We start from the raw sequence: 17,321 nt of genomic DNA, 5'->3' as shown, positions 1-17,321 counted from the left end.
GGCCGTGGACTGGAACGCGCCTCAGCGCAACTGGCTGTCTTTGCTGCCGCGCCGGTTGATGCCGGCCTGACCCCGGGCTGCGTCGCGGTTCGACTGGCACGATACGCAAGTACGCACACCGGGCAGGGCTTCGCGCCGCCTTTCGGGAATAGGTTCGCCGCACTCGTCGCAATACTCGGCGCTTTCGCCTCTCGGCATGCGCGAGCGAGCAGCGCTGACCGCGTCACTTACCGTGTCGTCAATCTGATCTTGAACTGCGCCGTCTCGGGCCCAACCGCCTGCCATTTCATGCTCCTTCATCGTTCAAACGGAGAAGTGCGGTGCAGCGTTCCTCAGCGGCTTTCAAAAGGTTTGAGATTCGGGCCGAGCGTATTTGACCCGATGGCCAGACGGTCGCCGGTCCAGTCCGCCACGAACGCTGGCTGGCGGGTAATTCCCGGAGCAAGCCGGGCATCGTTCCCGCCGATCTCCAACCCGTCCGAGGCGTATTTCGCGCCTTCCGCGCCGACTGCGATCAGGGCCGACCAGTTTTCCTTGTCCTTGCCTTGCACGAACCAGTTGCCAGTGATGGCGCCCGTCCCGCCTGCGGGCAGGTCGATCATGTAATTCGTGCCCTGGCCGCCGCTATCGTCGAAACTGTTGTCGCCAATCACGTTCCGGCTGGCGCGCGATTTCACATAATGGCCGCCGCGGCCCTGTTCGAACCGGCTCCGCGTTACGCGCAGTTCGCCGTACTCGCCGATGTAGAGCGAATGGGCGCAACCGCCGCGGCCCGCGCATGTGCCAAGGCGGGTGAAGGTGGACTTGTCGATCGTGATGAGGCTGTCTTTGCCGTTGACGGTCAGAATGCCCTGGTCGCTATCGCGGAACCAGCTTTGCGAGACGTCGAGCGGTCCGTTTTCGAGGCGGATGCCTGCTCCATTGCGTTCGGGCACGGTAAGATTGGTGAAGGTAATGCCCTGCACCGATGCTCCGTCGCCGCGCAGCACGAGCGCGGCCTTGCCTTCGCAGATCCCACCATTGAACACGGCAGTGCCTGCTTCGGCGGCGCGGTATGTTATGCGCCCTGCACGCTGGATTGCGCATTGATCGTACACACCGGGCGCGACCTCGATCGTGCCGCTGCCGCCGCCAACCGCGTCGACTGCATCCTGGAGCTGCGCAAAACTGCGTCCGGTTTCGGCAATGGTGAAGCTGGCCGCCTGCGGCTGCGCCATCAGGGCCGCAATCGGAATTGCGCCTACCGACATCACGGCGACGCCCGCCACGATCCAACGCGGCAGACGGTCGGCAATAGGGGCAAGCGGCGAAAACATCGCTTTTGCATAGGATGCAATGGTTAACATATGGGAAACCATGACCCGCGAGGCGCTCCGGATCAATCCTTGCGCCGCCAGCGCCAGCGCCAACCGCCCCGGGTCTTGGCCCGGGCGATGGCCAGGAAGCCGATGGTGGAAAGCACCATGATCGTTACCCCGGCAGGAAGGCCGACCTCTTCGTCCCATTCAACCAGCAATGCGCCTAGGGTCATGATGCCGATATAGCCCACCAGTATGGCCCAGCCTTGCCAGGCGATGGGAAGCCCTGAACCGTAGCCAATTGATTTGTGTTCGAACCAATAGTCGTCATTCTTCATCGCCATTACCCTCCTTGACCGGGCGGCCGCGCCTGGGCGGCCTGGTGGATTTGACCGCTATGCCGCGACCGGCAAGCGCCTCGCGCAGAAGCATTTCGATCTGCGCGTTGGCGCTGCGAAGTTCATCCGCCGCCAGACGTTCGACCGCGGCATGGACTGCCGGGTCGAGACGCAAGGCAAAGGCTTTCTTTTTCATCGCAACTATCCGCGCATTCGCCGATCAGTAGATCGACCCTGCGTTGACCACCGGATGCGCGTCCTTTTCGCCGCACAGCACGACAAGCAGGTTCGACACCATTGCCGCGCGGCGTTCATCATCGAGTTCGACGATATTGTCTTCGCTCAGCTTGATCAGTGCATCCTCGACCATACCGACCGCGCCGAGCACGATCTTCGCACGCGCCGCGATAATCGCATCCGCTTGCTGCCGCTTGAGCATCGCACTGGCGATTTCGCTGGCGTAGGCAAGGTGGGTAAGGCCCGCCTCATCTACCACGACACCGGCGACCTTGAGGCGGTCGTTCAATTCTTCGAGCAGTTCGCGATTGACGGTTTCCGCACCGCCGCGCAGCGTGACTTCCTCGCCCTCGAAATCGTCATAGGGGTGGCGCGATCCTACCGTACGCAAGCCCGCCTCGATCTGGATGTTCACGAACTCCTTGTAGTCGTCGACATCGAAGCTGGCCTGCGCCGTGTCGCGCACGCGCCATACGACGTTACACGCGATCTCGATCGGGTTACCGCGCAGGTCGTTGATCTTCACGCGTTCGGAATGGATGTTGTGGGCACGGGCAGAGATCTTGTTCTTGCCCATCCACGGCCAGACCCAGCGCAGGCCTTCTGTTCGCTCGCTACCCCGGTACGCGCCGAACAGCGTGATGACCGCCGCCTGATTGGGCTGGATCATGAAAAAACCTGCGGCCACGACAAGTACCGACACAAGCCCCACAATCAGCGAGCCGACAAAGCCGAGTTTTGCGGCCTTTGATGCTCCAACATCAGGCGCCATGCCTGGCAGAAGAATTGCCAGCACGACGATTAGTGCGACCAGCACCAACAGCATTATGTAGCCATTGTAGCTCGAAGCCGCTCTTTCGCGGCTGATGTTCATCCCTGTCATCTCAACGGACATTTTTTGCCTCCTCCGATATAACTATGATATCACATTTATATCAAATGAGGGCGCTCGTCAATAATTCGCGATTTCCCTCAGGAAGCGCTCGCCATAGGCTTCCAGCTTCTTGGCGCCGATCCCGCCGAGCGAGCCGAACTGTGACAGCGACGAGGGGCGCACAGTGGCCATTTCGCGCAGTGTCGAATCGTGGAAGATCACATAGGGCGGCACCTGCGCTTCCTTGGCCAGGTCGCGGCGCAGGTCGCGCAGGGCCTCGAACAGGGGATCGCCGACCGGGTTGGCTTCGGCATCTCTTCGACCCCGCCGCACGCGCTTGGGCGGGACGACCATCTCCACATCACGTTCGCCCTTGAGGATTTCGCGCGCAGATCCGCCTAGGGAAAGACCGCCGTGCTCAGTCGCAACCAGATCGCCGCGTGCCTGCAAGGCCCGGCCAAGCGGCTGGAGCATCCGTGCATCTTCGCCCTCGACGATCCCGAATACGCTCAGCCGGTCGTGCCCCTTCTGGCGAACCCGTTCATCGGCCGCGCCGGTCAGCACCTTTTGCAGGTGCCCCATGCCGAAGCTCTGTCCTGTACGGTAGACCGCGCTGAGCAGCTTGCGCGCCAACTGGGTCGCGTCGGTGACCGCAGGCGGGTCGATGCAATTGTCGCAATTTCCGCAGGTTTCGGGCGGCTGTTCTCCGAAGTGACGCAGCAGCACCGCGCGCCGGCATTGCGGCGTTTCCACCAGTCCCGCCAGTGCATCGAGCCTTGCACGCTCGGCATTGCGGCGATCCTCGGAGACTTCGGCAAGCCTCTGGCGTGCGGTGGCAAAATCGCCCGCACCCCAGAACATCGTGGCCTGTGCGGGATCGCCGTCCCGCCCGGCGCGCCCGGTCTCCTGATAATAACCTTCTATGGATTTGGGCACGCCGACATGGGCCACGAAGCGTACGTCTGGCTTATCGATCCCCATACCGAACGCAATTGTCGCGGCGATTACCATATCTTCGCTGGCGACGAAGGCGGCCTGGTTGGCGGCACGCGTCTCTGCGGGAAGGCCGGCATGATAGGGGAGCACTGTGCGTCCGGTGGACGCTGCCAGCTTTTCGGCCAGTTCCTCGACCTTGCGGCGGGTCTGGGCATAAACGATGCCGGGGCCCGGCTGGCTTTTCATCAGATCGGCAATCTGGCGCACGGCACTGTCGCGCGGCCGGATGGAATAGCGGATGTTCGGCCGGTCGAAGCCTGCCAGCACCAGCCCATCGTCTGGAATGGCAAGCTGGGCCATGACATCTGCGCGGGTTTGCTTGTCGGCAGTAGCCGTCAGCGCGAGCCGCGGCACACTTGGAAATTCATCCATCAGCGGGCGCAGGAGACGGTAGTCCGGACGGAAATCGTGCCCCCATTCCGAAACGCAATGCGCCTCGTCGACGGCAAACAGCGCCAGCGGCGCTGCGCGCAGCATGTCGCGGAACCCCGGCTGGCTGGCCCGTTCGGGCGCCACATACAGCAGGTCGAGTTCGCCAGCGCGAAACGCGTCCTGTGTCTCGCGCCAATCCGCGTCGGCGCTGGTCAATGTTGCGGCCCGGATCCCGTTGGCACGGGCGCTACGCAACTGATCGTGCATCAGCGCAATCAGCGGGCTGATAACGATGCAGGTGCCGCCAAGCATGACCGATGGCAGCTGATAGGTGAGTGATTTGCCTGCGCCGGTCGGCATGACGGCAAGGGTCGATTGGCCGCCTAGCACCCGCTCGACCACTTCTTCCTGCCTGCCCCGGAAATCACCGAAGCCGAATACGTCACGCAAAGCCGTGCGAGCGCGTGCCAGATCAAGTTTTTCGGGAGATGACATTCCTCCCTGTCGGCCCCGGACATCTCGCATGCAACCGCCGGAACTGCATTTTCCCCTTGGACCTGCGGCCTCCTACCGATTAACCACCATTTCGTCCGCGTATTCGCGCGCGATCACAAGGAGAGACTGATGAAATTCCGTATTGCCGCTCTGGCAACCGCCTCGCTCGCTCTTGCCGCCTGCGGCAGCGCCGATGACGCGTCGACCGAAGCAGAAGCCGACACTGTCGAAATCGCTGCCGACGAAGCGATGGAACCGGTTGTTGAAGAGCCGGTCGCCGATCCGGATGCCAATGCCGTGGCTCAGGAAAACAGTGAAGAAGCTTCCGCTGCCGAAGCCGCTTCGATCGAAACAGCGGGCGACAATGCTGCTGCCACTGCCGAAGCTGCGCTCGACGCGCTGGCCGAGGAATCAGAGTAATCGTGAACGGGGCGGGCGTCATATATGCGTCCGCCCCTTCGCTTGCCGTAGCGTCCTTTGCGCAGGCCGCAGGCAGCGATAGTTTCAGTGCCATGAAACGACTCACAGCATCCACCTGTATCCTGACGCTGACCCTGTCGGCCTGCAGCGATAGCGCCGAAGCGCCAATTGATCCGGTCAGCGCACAAGAAGCCCAGGCGCTCGAAGATGCGGCCAGCATGCTGGACGAACAGCGCTTGCCGGATCGTCAGATCGAAGAAGACAGCCAGCCATCAGCACCAGAGGAGTGACCGCCATGTCGACTGCAAACCCCGGGATGGATAACGATGTCTTCGACCAGTTCCTCGAGCAGCTGGAGCGCTATGTCCGTGAAAGGCTGATCCCCGCCGAAGCGGAAGTGATCGAAAGCGACAAGGTCCCGGACGACATTCTTGCCGAGATGAAAGAGATGGGCCTCTTCGGCCTGACCGTGCCCGAAGATTTTGGCGGCGCGGGCCTCAATATTACGCAATATGCCAAGGTCGTGCAGACGATGGCATATGCTGCACCGGCCTATCGCTCGATCTTCTCGATCAATGTCGGCATGTTCAATTCGGCGATAAAGAATGGCGGAACCGACGAACAGAAGGCCGAATGGTGGCCGAGAATCGCTGAAGGTGCGATCGCGTGCTTCGGCCTGACCGAACCCGGATCGGGCAGCGACAGTGCCGCGATGCAGACGATGGCCAGGCCCGATCCAAGCGGCAACGGCTGGATCCTCAACGGGACCAAGCGCTATATCACCAACGCCCCCCACGCCGATGTGGCATTGATCATGGCACGGACCGAGAAAGAGGCGCTACCCAAGAACGCGCATGTCAGCGCATTTATCGTGCCGATGAACACGCCCGGCATGTCGGTCGGCAGTCCCGACAAGAAGATGGGTCAGGCCGGCAGTCACATCGCCGACGTCATGCTCGATGATGTGCATGTTCCGGGCGATGCGCTGCTTGGCGGAGAGACCGGGCAGGGTTTCCGCTTTGCCATGATGAGCCTCGACAACGGGCGTATCTCTGTCGGTGCGGCAAGCGCAGGCTATGCGCGCCGCGCGCTGGACAGTGCGATCCGCTATGCCAACGAACGTCAGGCCTTTGGCGAACCTATCGCCAATTTCCAGCTGATCCAGCAGATGCTCGCAGAAAGCTGGACCGAGATTTACGCCGCCGAAGCCATGATGGCTGACGTGACCGCACGCGTGGACCGGGGTGAGAACACGATAAGGCACGCCGCCGCCTTCAAGGTGTTCGCGTCCGAAATGTGCGGCCGCGTGGTTGACCGCGTGGTCCAGATCTATGGCGGCGCTGGCTACTTGGCCGAATATGACGCCGAACGTTTTTTCCGCGATGCGCGAATCTATCGCATCTATGAAGGCACTACGCAGATCCTCCAGCTCCAGATCGCCAAGCACATGCTGCGCGAATACGCGGCGAGCGTCTGAGGCGTGTATAATCTCCTTGATGATCTCTCGATAATCGAGGCTTCGAGCTTCGTCGCCTCGCCCACGGCCGGGCTGTATTGCGCGCAGATGGGTGCCGAAGTGATCCGCGTCGATCACAAGGAAGGCGGCCTGGACTACGATCGCTATATGCTCACCGAGGAAGGGCGCTCGCTCTCGTGGGAGAACCTCAACCGGGCGAAGAAATCGGTCGCACTCGACCTGAGAAGCGAAGAAGGGCGCGAACTGCTGGTCGAACTGTCGGCCCAAACCGGCAATCTGATCACGAACCTGCCGGAGAAGAGCTTTCTTTCGCATGAGGCGATTGCAGCCAAGCGTCCCGATCTCGTCAGCGTGCGGATCATGGGCTGGCACGATGGGCGCCAGGCGATGGATTTCACCGTGAATGCCGCCAGCGGATATCCGCTGATGTGCGGACCGGAAGAATGGGATCTCGAAACCGCACCGCCGGTCAACCAGGTCCTTCCGGCGTGGGATTTCATCACAGGGGCCTATTGCGCATTTTCGATGCTTGCAGCGCTGCGCCACCGCGACAAGACGGGCCAAGGAAGCCAGCTTCGCGTGCCCTTGGGCGATGTCGCCATCGGCACGATGGCCAACAGCGGTGCGATGGCGGAAATGCTCTACCGCGGCGGGAACCGCGAACGGTTGGGCAATGCCATCTGGGGTGCGTTCGGGCGTGATTTCCGGAGCCGCGACGGGGTGCGTTTCATGGTTGCCGCGCTGACTGCAAAGCAGTGGGCAGGCCTAGTAAAGGCATTCGAAGCGGACAGCGAAATGGCCGAGTTGGAACACAAACTTGGCGTGCGTTTTGCCGATGGCGACCGCCCGCGCTTTCAACATCGCCATGCGCTTTTCGATCTGTTTCAGTCCAAGGCCGATGCGCTGGATTGGTCCGATCTCGAAGCGCGCATGGGCGCGCAGGGCTGCACCTTCGAGCGGTATCGCACCATGTACGAAGCGGCGAACGATCCCGTTCTGGTGGACGAAAATCCGCTGTTCACCAACACTTCTGCCAACCCGAGCGGGTTTGAATATCCTGCCACGCGCAGTTTCGCGAACATCCCTGATCGGGAGGCCGCTGCACCGGCTCCCGCGCCCTATCTCGGCCAGCATACCGAGGAAGTTCTGGCCGAACGTCTCGGCCTGTCCTCCGGCACTATCGGCGATCTCGTCGACCGCGGCATTGCCCGCTTTTCCGACGCCCGCTCTTCCTAAAAGGACCCGACATGACCCAACTACGCCGCGTCGCCATCTGCAAGCCGCTGAGAACGCCGGTTGGCAAGTTCCTTGGCAGCCTCGCTCCTCTGGAAGCCGGGCAGCTCGGCGCGGTCATCATCAATGCATTGGTCGAAGGTTCCGGCGTCGATCCGATGCGTGTTGACGATGTGGTCTTCAGCCAAGGCTACGGCAGCGGCGAAGCGCCTGCCATTGGCCGATGGAGCTGGCTGGCCGCTGGTTACCCGATCGAAGTTCCTGGCTTCCAGCTCGACCGGCGCTGCGGTTCGGGCCTCCAGGCGGTCGCCACGGCAGCCATGATGGTCCAGACGGGAGTGGCGGATTGCGTGCTGGCGGGCGGCGTCGAAAGCATGAGCAATGTCGAACATTACACGACCAAGGCCCGCATGGGCGCGCGGATGGGAGACATGGCGCTGTGGGACCGGCTTACGCGGGGCCGCTTGATGAGCCAGCCGATCGAACGCTTCGGCGTCATCACGGGCATGATCGAGACAGCCGAAAACCTCGCCAAGGATTACGGCATCAGCCGCGAAGCTTCTGACGCGTTTGCCGTGCGCAGCCACCAGAATGCCGCGCGTGCATGGGGCGAAGGCAAGTTCGACGAACAGCTGGTGCCGGTTGAAATTCCCCAGCGTCGCGGCGACCCGGTCGTCTTCTCCAAGGACGAAGGATTCCGCGAGGATGCGGATATGGAAAGCCTGGCCAAATTGCGCCCGATCGACGGCAAACGCGATCCTGACGCCATTGTTACCGCTGGCAACGCCAGCCAGCAAAACGACGCGGCCGCCGCCTGCCTTGTCGTGGCCGAAGACAAGGTTGAGGAATTGGGCCTCGAACCGATCCTGTGGTTCCATTCATGGAGCGCGGCGGGCTGTGACCCATCGCGGATGGGTATTGGACCGGTTCCGGCGGTCGAGCGGCTGTTTGCAAAGAACGGGCTGGGCTGGGACGATATCGACCTCATCGAACTCAATGAAGCTTTCGCCCCGCAGGCGCTGGCCGTGCTGAAAGGCTGGGGCTTTTCAGACGACGACAGCCGCCGCGAGATCGTCAATGTGAACGGATCGGGCATTTCCCTGGGCCATCCCATCGGCGCGACCGGCATTCGCATCCTCGCCGATATGGCCCACGAGATGCAGCGCCGCGAAGTGCGTTACGGCTTGGAGACCATGTGTATTGGCGGCGGACAAGGCATGGCCGCCGTTTTCGAGCGCGCCGCCTGATGAACGACTGGCAGGAATGGGTAGGACGCGAGCAACGCTCGTTTGACAGGCTGGAACCCGGCCTTGCCGCTCGCTGGAGTGCGACTTTCGACCGCGATGTTCTGTCAGGCTCTGCCATGCCTCAGGGGATCCACCTGTGCCTGTGTACGCCGGATGCACGGACCGGGCAGCTTGGCGAAGACGGCCATCCCATGCGGAAAGAGGGCGATGCTGGCTTCCTGCCGCCCATCGCACTCCCCCGCCGGATGTGGGCATCGAGTGCGATGCAATTTCATGCTCCCATCAATGTTGGCGCGGACATTGAGCGGACCAGCAAGATTGCCTCGATCACCCCGAAATCAGGCAGCCGCGGCGACATGGTGTTTGTCGAGGTGGACCACCAAACCCGCGCGGACGGCGAACTTGCGGTAACGGAGCGGCAAAGCATCGTGTACCTCGAAGGCCTGGCTTCTGACGCGCCGCTATCGCCGCCCGAGAGCGGGGGAGGCCGCTTCGATCCTTTCGAATGGGACACGCACAGTGAAATCCTGCCCGACGAGCGGCTTCTGTTCCGCTACTCGGCGCTGACCTTCAACACGCACCGTATCCATTACGATGCGCCCTATGCCCGTGACATCGAACGATACCGCGGACTGGTCGTGCACGGACCGCTCAGCGCCAGTCTCCTGTTGCAGCTTGCGGGCCAGCGCTTCGGTGAAAACCGTCTCGCCAGTTTTACCTTCCGAGGCGTGAGCCCCGGGATTTGCGGAGAGCCGCTGCACCTGGCCCTGCGCGGGGACGGCGATACCATCGAAATGGGCGCGTTTGCCGGTGATGGCAGACAGGTGGTCAAAGCCGGCGCGTCGCTTGGCTGATCGATTGGCCTAGCCGGCGGGAAAGTCCGTGATAGGTTTCAGCACACTGTAGGTTTCCACGGCCGGGTCATGCTCCAGATCGGGGAAATCAATCGCAGGCGGCTCCTTATGGGTGTCCGGCAGGCGGTCGAGCAAGTTGCGGACAAGCGTCAGGCGGCCGCGTTTCTGATCGTTGAAATCGACGAGGGTCCAGGGCGCCCAATCACTGTGCGTCGCCTTGAGCATCGCTTCGCGCGCCGCAGTATAGTCATCGTATTTGCCGCGCGCCGCCAGGTCGACGGGTGAAAGCTTCCACCGCTTGAGCGGGTCTTCGAGCCGCTCGCGCAGGCGTTCTTCCTGCATTTCCTGATCGGTGCCGAGCCAGTATTTGAACAGCAGGATACCATCGTCGACCAGCATTTTTTCGAAAGTCGGCGCCTGGCACAGGAAGCTGTCGACCTGCTCCTGATCCGCATATCCCATCACTTTTTCGACGCCAGCACGATTGTACCAGCTGCGGTCGAACAGGACGATTTCACCAGCAGATGGCAGGTGCTTCACATAACGCTGGAAATACCACTGGGTCTGTTCGGCTTCGCTCGGTTTGGAGAGAGCGATAACATGACACTGGCGCGGATTGAGCCGCTCTCGAACCGCCTTGATTGCGCCGCCCTTTCCGGCGGTGTCGCGGCCCTCGAACAGCACCACGATACGCTGGCCCGTGGTCCGCGCCCACCGGGCCATGCTGACGAGTTCCTCCTGCATCGGCTCTATTGCGTCTTCGTAATCGCTCTTCTTCATGCCTCAGCCCCGACTTCGTTTGTATCGCGCCGCGTATGGTAGTATCTTGCGTAGCGATATGGCTACACTTGCAAAAACCGAACAAGACTTTTCCCGGCTTCCCGATTTGCCGGATGATGTCTTCACCGCTCCGCTCAAAAAACCCGATCATGTCGGCGAGGATTGGCTGGAGCCCAAGCAGACCGAATACGACAGCGAAGACGATGCGATTTGGAACGATCTTTTTGCACGCCAGATGCAGGTATTGCCCGGCCGGGCGGCGACTGCATTCATGGAAGGCACCGAAAAGCTCGATCTTGGCCGCGGCGGCGTGCCGGAATTTGGCAAGCTGAGCGAAGAACTGGACAAGCTGACCGGCTGGAGCGTGGTGCCGGTGCCAATGCTGATCCCGGATCACGTTTTCTTCTGGCACCTGGCCAATCGCCGGTTCCCTGCGGGCAATTTCATTCGCACGCGTGAGACCTTCGATTACATCCAGGAGCCGGACGTCTTTCACGACGTGTTCGGTCACGTGCCGATGCTGACCGACCCGGTCTACGCCGACTATATGCAGGAATATGGCCGCGCGGGTTGGAAGGCCATGCGCTACAACCGGCTGAAGGCGCTGGGCTCGCTCTACTGGTACACGGTCGAGTTTGGCCTGCTCGAAGAAACGCCGGGCGATATCCGTGCTTACGGGGCGGGCATTCTCTCAGGACCCACCGAGGTGGTCTATTCGGTCGAGGCGGAAAGCCCGAACCGGATCATGCTGAACGTCGACCGCGTCATGCGGACGGATTACGTGATCAGCGACCTGCAGCCGACCTATTTCGTCATTTCCAGTTTCGAAGACCTCTACCGCCAGACGGTGGAGCGCGATTTTGACAAGCTCTATCGCAGTCTGGGCCCCGGCTTCACTTATGCCAACACGGCCGTCATTGACGTGGACTACGTGGTCAATCGCGGGACGCTGGAATATACCTTGCGCGGTGGCCGGGGATCCGGAGCTAAGCCGGTTTAAGCGCCTTCGATAGGCCACAAAAGAAAACGGCCCCGGATCGCTCCGGGGCCGCATCTTGAAAAGCTTTGAAAGCTTCGAGATTACATCTCGTCGATTTCGTCAGCCTGCTCTTCCATCGACTCTTCCATGGCGTCGGTCTGATCGTCCATGGCATCGGCCTGGTCTTCAGTGATTTCGCCAGCTTCTTCCATGGCATCAACCTGGTTGTCGCGTGCGTCTTCCATTTCTTCGATGTTCGCTTCAGCTTCGTTCTCAGCAGCGCTGTCGCAAGCGACGAGGCCGAGGCTCATGGTGGCGGCCGAAGCGATGATCATGGCTTTGTTGAACTTCATGGTATTATTCCCCTTGGTATTGTGGGTGCCGCCATCATTGACGGAGCCCGTGGTAATTAGGTTTATTGGGTGAGCGCCGTTTAGCGGAAGACCCGCTCGCGAGCGACATTATACAGGCCGATCACGATGATAGCGCCGAGCATTGCCCACAGGAGCGTACTAGCCCGCAAGGCGCCGATAAAGACACCTCCCGAGGTCGCGATGCCGACAACGAGCGATCCGGCAATGCCGGCCATCACGTTGCGGAAAATGGCTCGGCCATCTTCGATCTTTAATGCGATTGTCCCCAACCAGCCCAGAAGGGCGCCGGTGACAACCAGAATGATCAGACCCATCAGTCAATCCTTGCGGCTTACTCGTGACCAATCAAACCTGATTGCGGCGATTGGTTCCTCAAATGTGACAAAAAGATGGCCAAGTCACCAGCGGTGTTACAAAAATGCCAGCAGGGCTACGCCCAGAGCGACGCGGTAAATCACAAAAACCAGCATCGATGCTTTCTTGAGGAAATTCATCAGGAAAACCATCGTCGCCAGTGCCGTGAAGAACGTCAGGATGCCTGCAACCAAGGCATCCTGTTGCATCTGGGCCGTTGCATCGGCGAGATCGAACGCGGCAAGCAGTCCTGCGCCTGCAACGGCCGGAATTGCCAAGAGGAAGGAAAATCGCGCCGATTCCACTCGCTTGTACCCAAGTGCGCGGGCCGCGGTCATGGTGGCGCCCGAGCGGCTGGTGCCCGGGATCAGCGCCATCGCTTGCGCAAGGCCAACGAGGATCGCGTCCTTGAGCGACATGTCTTCGTAATCCTTGGTTTCCTTCCCGAACCTGTCGGCAATGCCGAGCAGGATGCCGAACACGATCAGGTTGACTGCGACCAGCTGCGTCGAGCGGAAACCTTCGAGATAGCCGCCCAGCTTGAGGAAGAGCCCGAAAACAACCGCCGGAATGGTGCCGATGGCGACGAACCAGAACAAACGGCGCTGCGCATCATCCTTGCCAAGGCCGACGCTGGCGAAGCCGCCGCGCGCAAGGCCCATCACATCCTTGCGGAAATAAAGGATGATCGCCAGCAATGACCCCACATGGACGGCCACGTCGATCAGCGGGCCCTGGTCCGGAAAATCGGTCAGCTTGGGGATGAGGATGAGGTGCCCCGAGGAAGAAATCGGGAGAAACTCGGTGATCCCCTGGACCAGTGCGATCAGCAATTCTTGGAAGAAAGTCATGGGGCGATTTCCATGAAGAAAGGGCGGAACAAGTCAAGCGACCTGTTCCGCCCCAAAGCTTTGGCCTGATTGGCAGGTTACCAGATATTGATGCGATCTTCAGGTGCGAGATACAGATCATCATCGGGCCCGACGTTGAACGCATCGTACCATGCGTCGAGATGGCGCACGGCATTGTTCAGGCGAAATTCGCCCGGCGGGTGGTTGGCCGTCATCACGCGGTTGCGCAGGCTTTCCTCGCGTTCCATCCCGCGCCAGATCTGGGCGAAGCCGAGGAAGAACCTCTGGTCGCCGGTCAGGCCGTCGATCACCGGTGCTTCTTCGCCGCTCAGCGAAAGCTTGTAGGCGCGGTAGGCCATCTGCAGGCCGACCACATCGCCCAGCGTTTCACCCATGGACTGGTTGCCGCGCAGGCATACCGGCCCTTCCGGGCTGTTGACCGGGCAATAGGCTTCGATGAATTCCGCCATGCGCGCCGTGTAGGTTTCAAACCCGTCCCTGTCGGCATCCTGCCACCAGTTACGCAGCGTGCCGGTGGCATCGAATTGCGATCCTTGGTCGTCATAACCATGACCGATTTCGTGACCGATAACCGCGCCAATACCCCCGTAGTTCACTGCCGGATCTGCTTTCGCATTGAAAAATGGCGGCTGGAGGATGGCGGCGGGAAACACGATGCGGTTGGTCAGCGGCGAATAATACGCATTCACCGTCTGCGGGAACATGCCCCACTCGGTAGGGTCCACTTCCGTGCCAAGGCGCGAACGCGAATCCTCGGTTGCCCACTTGATGGCGCTCATGGTGTTGCCGAGCGGATCGGCGGCATCGATTTCGAGGCCTTCATAAGTCTCGAATTCTGCCGGATAGCCGACCATCGGAACAAAGCCTTCCAGCTTCGCCCGCGCTTCGGCGATCGTTTCGGGCGTCATCCATTCATTCTTGTCGAGCGCCATGCTCATCGAACGAGAGAGGTTGGCGACAAGCATGTCCATGCGAGCCTTGCTTTCGGGCGGGAAGTAACGCTCCACGTAAAGCGCGCCGAGCTGCTCGCCCAGTGCGTCTTCGACGGCGCTGATGCCGCGCTTCCAGCGTTCGCGCTGCTCTTCCTGGCCGTTGATGGTGCGGCCGTAGAATTCGAAGTTCGCATCATCGAGCTCGGTCGAAAGGACCGAGGCGTTCGAAGACAGGAAGCTCTTTGCCATATAGGCCTGCAGCGTCGGCAGCGGGGTTTCCGTGAGCAGCTTCATCATCGCGGGCAAGCCGCCGCCGATCATGGCAAGCTGTTCGTCGGTGAGTTTCATCTCCTCGATTTCATCAGCGGTGGGTGGCAGCTGTCCGGCGAGGTAGCGGGTCTGGCCGGCCAATTCCGACGATTCCAGCAAGGTCATGATCGGGAAGTCCCCAGCCATTTCCGTCAGATCGGCGGGCGTCAGTTCATTATAAGTGAGCTGCGGCATGCGCAGGACCTGGCGGGCCCATTCCAGTTCGGCGACCTTGCGCTCGAATGCGTAGACGGCTTCGGCTGCTGATGCCGGATCGGCATAGCCCGCAGCGCCCAGCATCTTGGCAAGGTAGCCCTTGTAGGCGGTACGAATCTCGAGATTGCTTTCCGAATCCACGAGGTAGTAATCGCGGTCGGGCAGGCCCATTCCGTCAAACCCGATGCCCACGGCATGTTGCGTGGGATTGCGCGCATCGACCTGCACTCCTGCGCTTACCATCGAGGCGTAGCCCGGCTTGCCAAACAGCGATACGAGCTCGGTCAGGTTGGAAGCGCCGTAGATCTCGTTGAGATAAGGCTGCGCCGGGGCAAGGCCGCTGGCGTCGATGGCTTCGACATTCACAAACGAATTGTAGGCATCGACGATACGGCGTGCAGCGGTGCCAGGTGCCGGATCGGAAGCTACCAGATCGTCCACCAATGTTTTCACATCATGGACAGAACCTTCGCGCAGCATGTCGAAAGCGCCGAAGCGCTGGCGATCTGCCGGGATCTCGTTGGCGGCAATCCATTTGCCGTTTGTGTAAGCGTTGAAATCGTCACCGGGATCGACCTCGGTGTCGATCATGTCGGTATCCACGCCCCATGTGCCGAAATCCATCGTCGGGGTGCCGGACTCTTCTGCGGCGGCTGGTGCCGCGAGCATCATCGCAAGCGCGGACGCACCGGCGGTGAGGAAAGTCTTTGTCATTCAAGGGTTCTCCAGAATTCACCTGGCCACGCCCACTCCCCTGCGCGCGTGCGCCATCGTGCAGCCTGACTAGCAACTCATCCGCAATTGTGTCGCCATTCGTCGGAGCGCCGCGCCGCTTGGTCGATGGATTGCAGCGCTTCTAGGCCTCGAGGCCGAATTGCAGCGACGCGAGACGCGCATACAGTCCGCCGTTGTCGGCCAGCTGTGCATGGCTGCCTTGCTCCACGATCCGGCCGTCTTCCATGACCACGATCCGGTCCGCCGCGCGCACGGTCGCAAGCCGGTGGGCAATGACCAGTGTCGTGCGGTTTTCCATCAGACGTTCCAGCGCGTCCTGCACCAGGCGTTCGCTTTCCGCATCGAGCGCGCTGGTCGCCTCGTCCAGCAGGAGAATCGGCGAATCGCGCAGCAGGGCGCGGGCGATCGCGACGCGTTGCCGCTGGCCACCTGAAAGCTGGGTCCCGTTTTCCCCAAGATAGGTGTCGAGCCCCTCGGGCAGCCGTTCGAGGAATTCGGTAGCATTCGCGTTGCGGGCTGCGGACCAAATTTCCTCTTCGCTCGCCTCCCAATTGCCATAGCGCAGATTGTCGCGTGCGCTGGCAGAGAACAGCACGCCTTCCTGCGGGACGAAAGCGATCCGGCGGCGGATTGCGGCGGGATCGGCACTGGTCAGGGGGATGCCGTCGAGCCTGACGGTGCCCGCCTGCGGGTCGTAGAAGCGTTCGGCCAGCTGGAATATCGTCGACTTGCCGGCACCCGAAGGGCCGACGATGGCGACCGTTTCGCCAGGCTCGACCTCAAGGCTGAAGTCGGTGATGGCAGGCGCCTCGAGCCGCGTGGGATAGCGGAATGTGACATTACGGAACGAGAGACTGCCGCGCGCAGGCTCGGGCAAGGCTTCCGGGCGTGCGGGCGCTGCAATTCCCGGCTTTTCGGCCAGCAATTCGCTCAGCCGTCCGGCCGCGCCTGCGGCACGCAGCAGGTCCCCGACCACTTCGGCGAGAGCGCCGACGCTTCCGCCCACGATCATGCCGGCAAATACGAAGGCCATGATCGTGCCGCCGGTCAGCTCTCCTGCCTCGACAAGCACGGCGCCGCGCCACAGCAGCAACACTATGGAGCCGAAAATCAAGGTGATGGCCGTGGCGGTCATCAGTGCGCGGAGCAACACGCGTCGACGGGCCGTCTCGAAAGTGCGTTCGACCGCATCGGCAAAGCGCGCCCCCTCGCGATCCTGCTGGCCGAAAGCCTGAACCACTTTCATGGCGGAAAGCACTTCGGTGACCATTGCGCCGACATCCGCGATGCGGTCCTGGCTCGACCGGCTGATGTTGCGCAGGCGCGCACCGAAGATCGCGATCGGGAGGATGACAATCGGGATGCCGATGAAAATGTACACGGCTAGCTGGGGCGCCAGCCAGAACAGATACCCCGCCGCTGCCACGGCCATGATGGCATTGCGTAGCGCCACCGAAATGGTGGTGCCCACGACCTGCTCGATAACGGCGGTGTCCGAGGTCATCCGGCTGGAGATTTCCTTGGGGCTGTTCTCCTCGAAGAAGGAGGGAGAAAGTCGGAGCAGGTTCTCGTGCACCGAGCGGCGGATGTCCGCGACGACCCGCTCTCCGAGCCAGCTCACGAAATAGAAGCGCAGCGCGGTGAATACCCCCAGCGTCGCAACGAGAGCGAGCAGATAGCGGAACCACCGGCCGATATCCCCCGTGCCCTCGCCGCCGAAACCGCGGTCGATAATCAGCTTGAGTGCGCTGGGCAGGGCAAGCGAAGTGATGAGGGCTGTCGCCAGCAAGGCGATTGCCGCGAAAGTCAGTTGGAGGGGATAGGCCTTGGCCGCATTCCAGACCATTCCAAGCGCGCCGAGCGAGCGGGTTTCCCCGTCACTGCGCCTGCGCCGGAACAAACCGCGTTTCGGCATGGCTTCAGCTTCTG

19 protein-coding genes are annotated in these 17,321 nt (G+C 61.5%); 7 read left to right on the top strand and 12 right to left on the bottom strand.

Going from position 1 to position 17,321, the window contains the following annotated elements; genetic code table 11:
• Nucleotides 1-21: 21 nt before the first annotated feature.
• The 6 genes from K3166_RS11330 to recQ form a co-directional block, all read right to left on the bottom strand.
• A complete protein-coding gene (locus K3166_RS11330; RefSeq protein WP_221422324.1) occupies nucleotides 22-285 on the bottom strand; it encodes a DksA/TraR family C4-type zinc finger protein in 264 nt (87 codons plus the stop codon).
• Between the two features lie 47 nt (nucleotides 286-332).
• Complete coding sequence (locus tag K3166_RS11325; RefSeq protein ID WP_221422323.1) at nucleotides 333-1,316, bottom strand: right-handed parallel beta-helix repeat-containing protein; 984 nt, start codon at nucleotides 1,314-1,316, stop codon at nucleotides 333-335.
• A gap of 62 nt (nucleotides 1,317-1,378) precedes the next feature.
• Nucleotides 1,379-1,636, bottom strand: a complete 258-nt coding sequence (locus K3166_RS11320) for a hypothetical protein (protein ID WP_247714629.1) — start codon at nucleotides 1,634-1,636, stop codon at nucleotides 1,379-1,381.
• Nucleotides 1,626-1,832 (bottom strand): type II toxin-antitoxin system antitoxin, encoded by a 207-nt coding sequence (locus K3166_RS11315; protein ID WP_425594564.1) that lies wholly within the window; start codon nucleotides 1,830-1,832, stop codon nucleotides 1,626-1,628. Before K3166_RS11315 ends, K3166_RS11320 begins: the two co-directional genes overlap by 11 nt.
• A 24-nt stretch (nucleotides 1,833-1,856) precedes the next feature.
• Nucleotides 1,857-2,768, bottom strand: coding sequence for an SPFH domain-containing protein (locus K3166_RS11310; RefSeq protein WP_247714628.1), 912 nt, complete (start codon nucleotides 2,766-2,768; stop codon nucleotides 1,857-1,859).
• Between the two features lie 57 nt (nucleotides 2,769-2,825).
• Nucleotides 2,826-4,610, bottom strand: a complete 1,785-nt coding sequence (gene recQ / locus K3166_RS11305; RefSeq protein ID WP_221422321.1) for a DNA helicase RecQ — start codon at nucleotides 4,608-4,610, stop codon at nucleotides 2,826-2,828.
• 129 nt (nucleotides 4,611-4,739) lie between these two features.
• Here recQ and K3166_RS11300 point away from each other — a divergent pair, with 129 nt between their 5' ends.
• The 6 genes from K3166_RS11300 (at nucleotide 4,740) to K3166_RS11275 (ending at nucleotide 9,841) form a co-directional block, all read left to right on the top strand.
• The gene (locus tag K3166_RS11300) at nucleotides 4,740-5,030 is read left to right on the top strand and encodes a hypothetical protein (protein ID WP_221422320.1); all 291 of its coding nucleotides are present in this window, start codon (nucleotides 4,740-4,742) and stop codon (nucleotides 5,028-5,030) included.
• 92 nt (nucleotides 5,031-5,122) lie between these two features.
• On the top strand, nucleotides 5,123-5,320 hold the full coding sequence (locus tag K3166_RS11295) for a hypothetical protein (protein WP_221422319.1): 198 nt from the start codon (nucleotides 5,123-5,125) through the stop codon (nucleotides 5,318-5,320).
• Nucleotides 5,321-5,325: 5 nt separating this feature from the next.
• Nucleotides 5,326-6,507, top strand: coding sequence for an acyl-CoA dehydrogenase family protein (locus K3166_RS11290; protein WP_247714627.1), 1,182 nt, complete (start codon nucleotides 5,326-5,328; stop codon nucleotides 6,505-6,507).
• A gap of 3 nt (nucleotides 6,508-6,510) precedes the next feature.
• Nucleotides 6,511-7,743 carry a CoA transferase gene (locus K3166_RS11285; protein ID WP_221422318.1) on the top strand — a complete coding sequence of 411 codons (1,233 nt, stop codon included), beginning with the start codon at nucleotides 6,511-6,513 and terminating at the stop codon, nucleotides 7,741-7,743.
• An 11-nt stretch (nucleotides 7,744-7,754) separates the two neighbouring features.
• Entirely contained in the window at nucleotides 7,755-8,987 is a 1,233-nt protein-coding gene (locus tag K3166_RS11280) for an acetyl-CoA C-acetyltransferase (protein WP_221422317.1), read from the top strand.
• On the top strand, nucleotides 8,987-9,841 hold the full coding sequence (locus K3166_RS11275; protein WP_221422316.1) for an HTD2 family dehydratase: 855 nt from the start codon (nucleotides 8,987-8,989) through the stop codon (nucleotides 9,839-9,841). Before K3166_RS11280 ends, K3166_RS11275 begins: the two co-directional genes overlap by 1 nt.
• Before the next feature lie 9 nt (nucleotides 9,842-9,850).
• Here the strand turns inward: K3166_RS11275 and ppk2 are convergent, their stop codons facing one another.
• Nucleotides 9,851-10,621, bottom strand: a complete 771-nt coding sequence (gene ppk2 / locus K3166_RS11270; protein ID WP_221422315.1) for a polyphosphate kinase 2 — start codon at nucleotides 10,619-10,621, stop codon at nucleotides 9,851-9,853.
• A gap of 58 nt (nucleotides 10,622-10,679) precedes the next feature.
• Here ppk2 and phhA point away from each other — a divergent pair, with 58 nt between their 5' ends.
• Nucleotides 10,680-11,621 (top strand): phenylalanine 4-monooxygenase, encoded by a 942-nt coding sequence (gene phhA, locus K3166_RS11265; RefSeq protein WP_221422314.1) that lies wholly within the window; start codon nucleotides 10,680-10,682, stop codon nucleotides 11,619-11,621.
• A gap of 80 nt (nucleotides 11,622-11,701) precedes the next feature.
• Here phhA and K3166_RS11260 read toward each other — a convergent pair whose 3' ends face one another.
• From K3166_RS11260 to K3166_RS11240, 5 genes are all read right to left on the bottom strand, one after another.
• Nucleotides 11,702-11,953 (bottom strand): hypothetical protein, encoded by a 252-nt coding sequence (locus tag K3166_RS11260; RefSeq protein ID WP_221422313.1) that lies wholly within the window; start codon nucleotides 11,951-11,953, stop codon nucleotides 11,702-11,704.
• Between the two features lie 80 nt (nucleotides 11,954-12,033).
• On the bottom strand, nucleotides 12,034-12,288 hold the full coding sequence (locus tag K3166_RS11255) for a hypothetical protein (protein ID WP_221422312.1): 255 nt from the start codon (nucleotides 12,286-12,288) through the stop codon (nucleotides 12,034-12,036).
• 96 nt (nucleotides 12,289-12,384) lie between these two features.
• Nucleotides 12,385-13,179: an undecaprenyl-diphosphate phosphatase gene (locus tag K3166_RS11250; RefSeq protein ID WP_221422311.1), complete on the bottom strand. Its 795-nt coding sequence runs from the start codon at nucleotides 13,177-13,179 to the stop codon at nucleotides 12,385-12,387.
• Between the two features lie 77 nt (nucleotides 13,180-13,256).
• Nucleotides 13,257-15,371, bottom strand: coding sequence for a M13 family metallopeptidase (locus K3166_RS11245; protein WP_221422310.1), 2,115 nt, complete (start codon nucleotides 15,369-15,371; stop codon nucleotides 13,257-13,259).
• A gap of 142 nt (nucleotides 15,372-15,513) precedes the next feature.
• On the bottom strand, nucleotides 15,514-17,307 hold the full coding sequence (locus K3166_RS11240; RefSeq protein ID WP_247714797.1) for an ABC transporter transmembrane domain-containing protein: 1,794 nt from the start codon (nucleotides 17,305-17,307) through the stop codon (nucleotides 15,514-15,516).
• Between the last annotated feature and the right edge of the window lie 14 nt (nucleotides 17,308-17,321).

The sequence above is a fragment of the Qipengyuania psychrotolerans genome (assembly GCF_019711355.1).
Classification (GTDB): domain Bacteria; phylum Pseudomonadota; class Alphaproteobacteria; order Sphingomonadales; family Sphingomonadaceae; genus Qipengyuania; species Qipengyuania psychrotolerans.
This window is presented reverse-complemented; position numbering and strand designations above follow the sequence as displayed.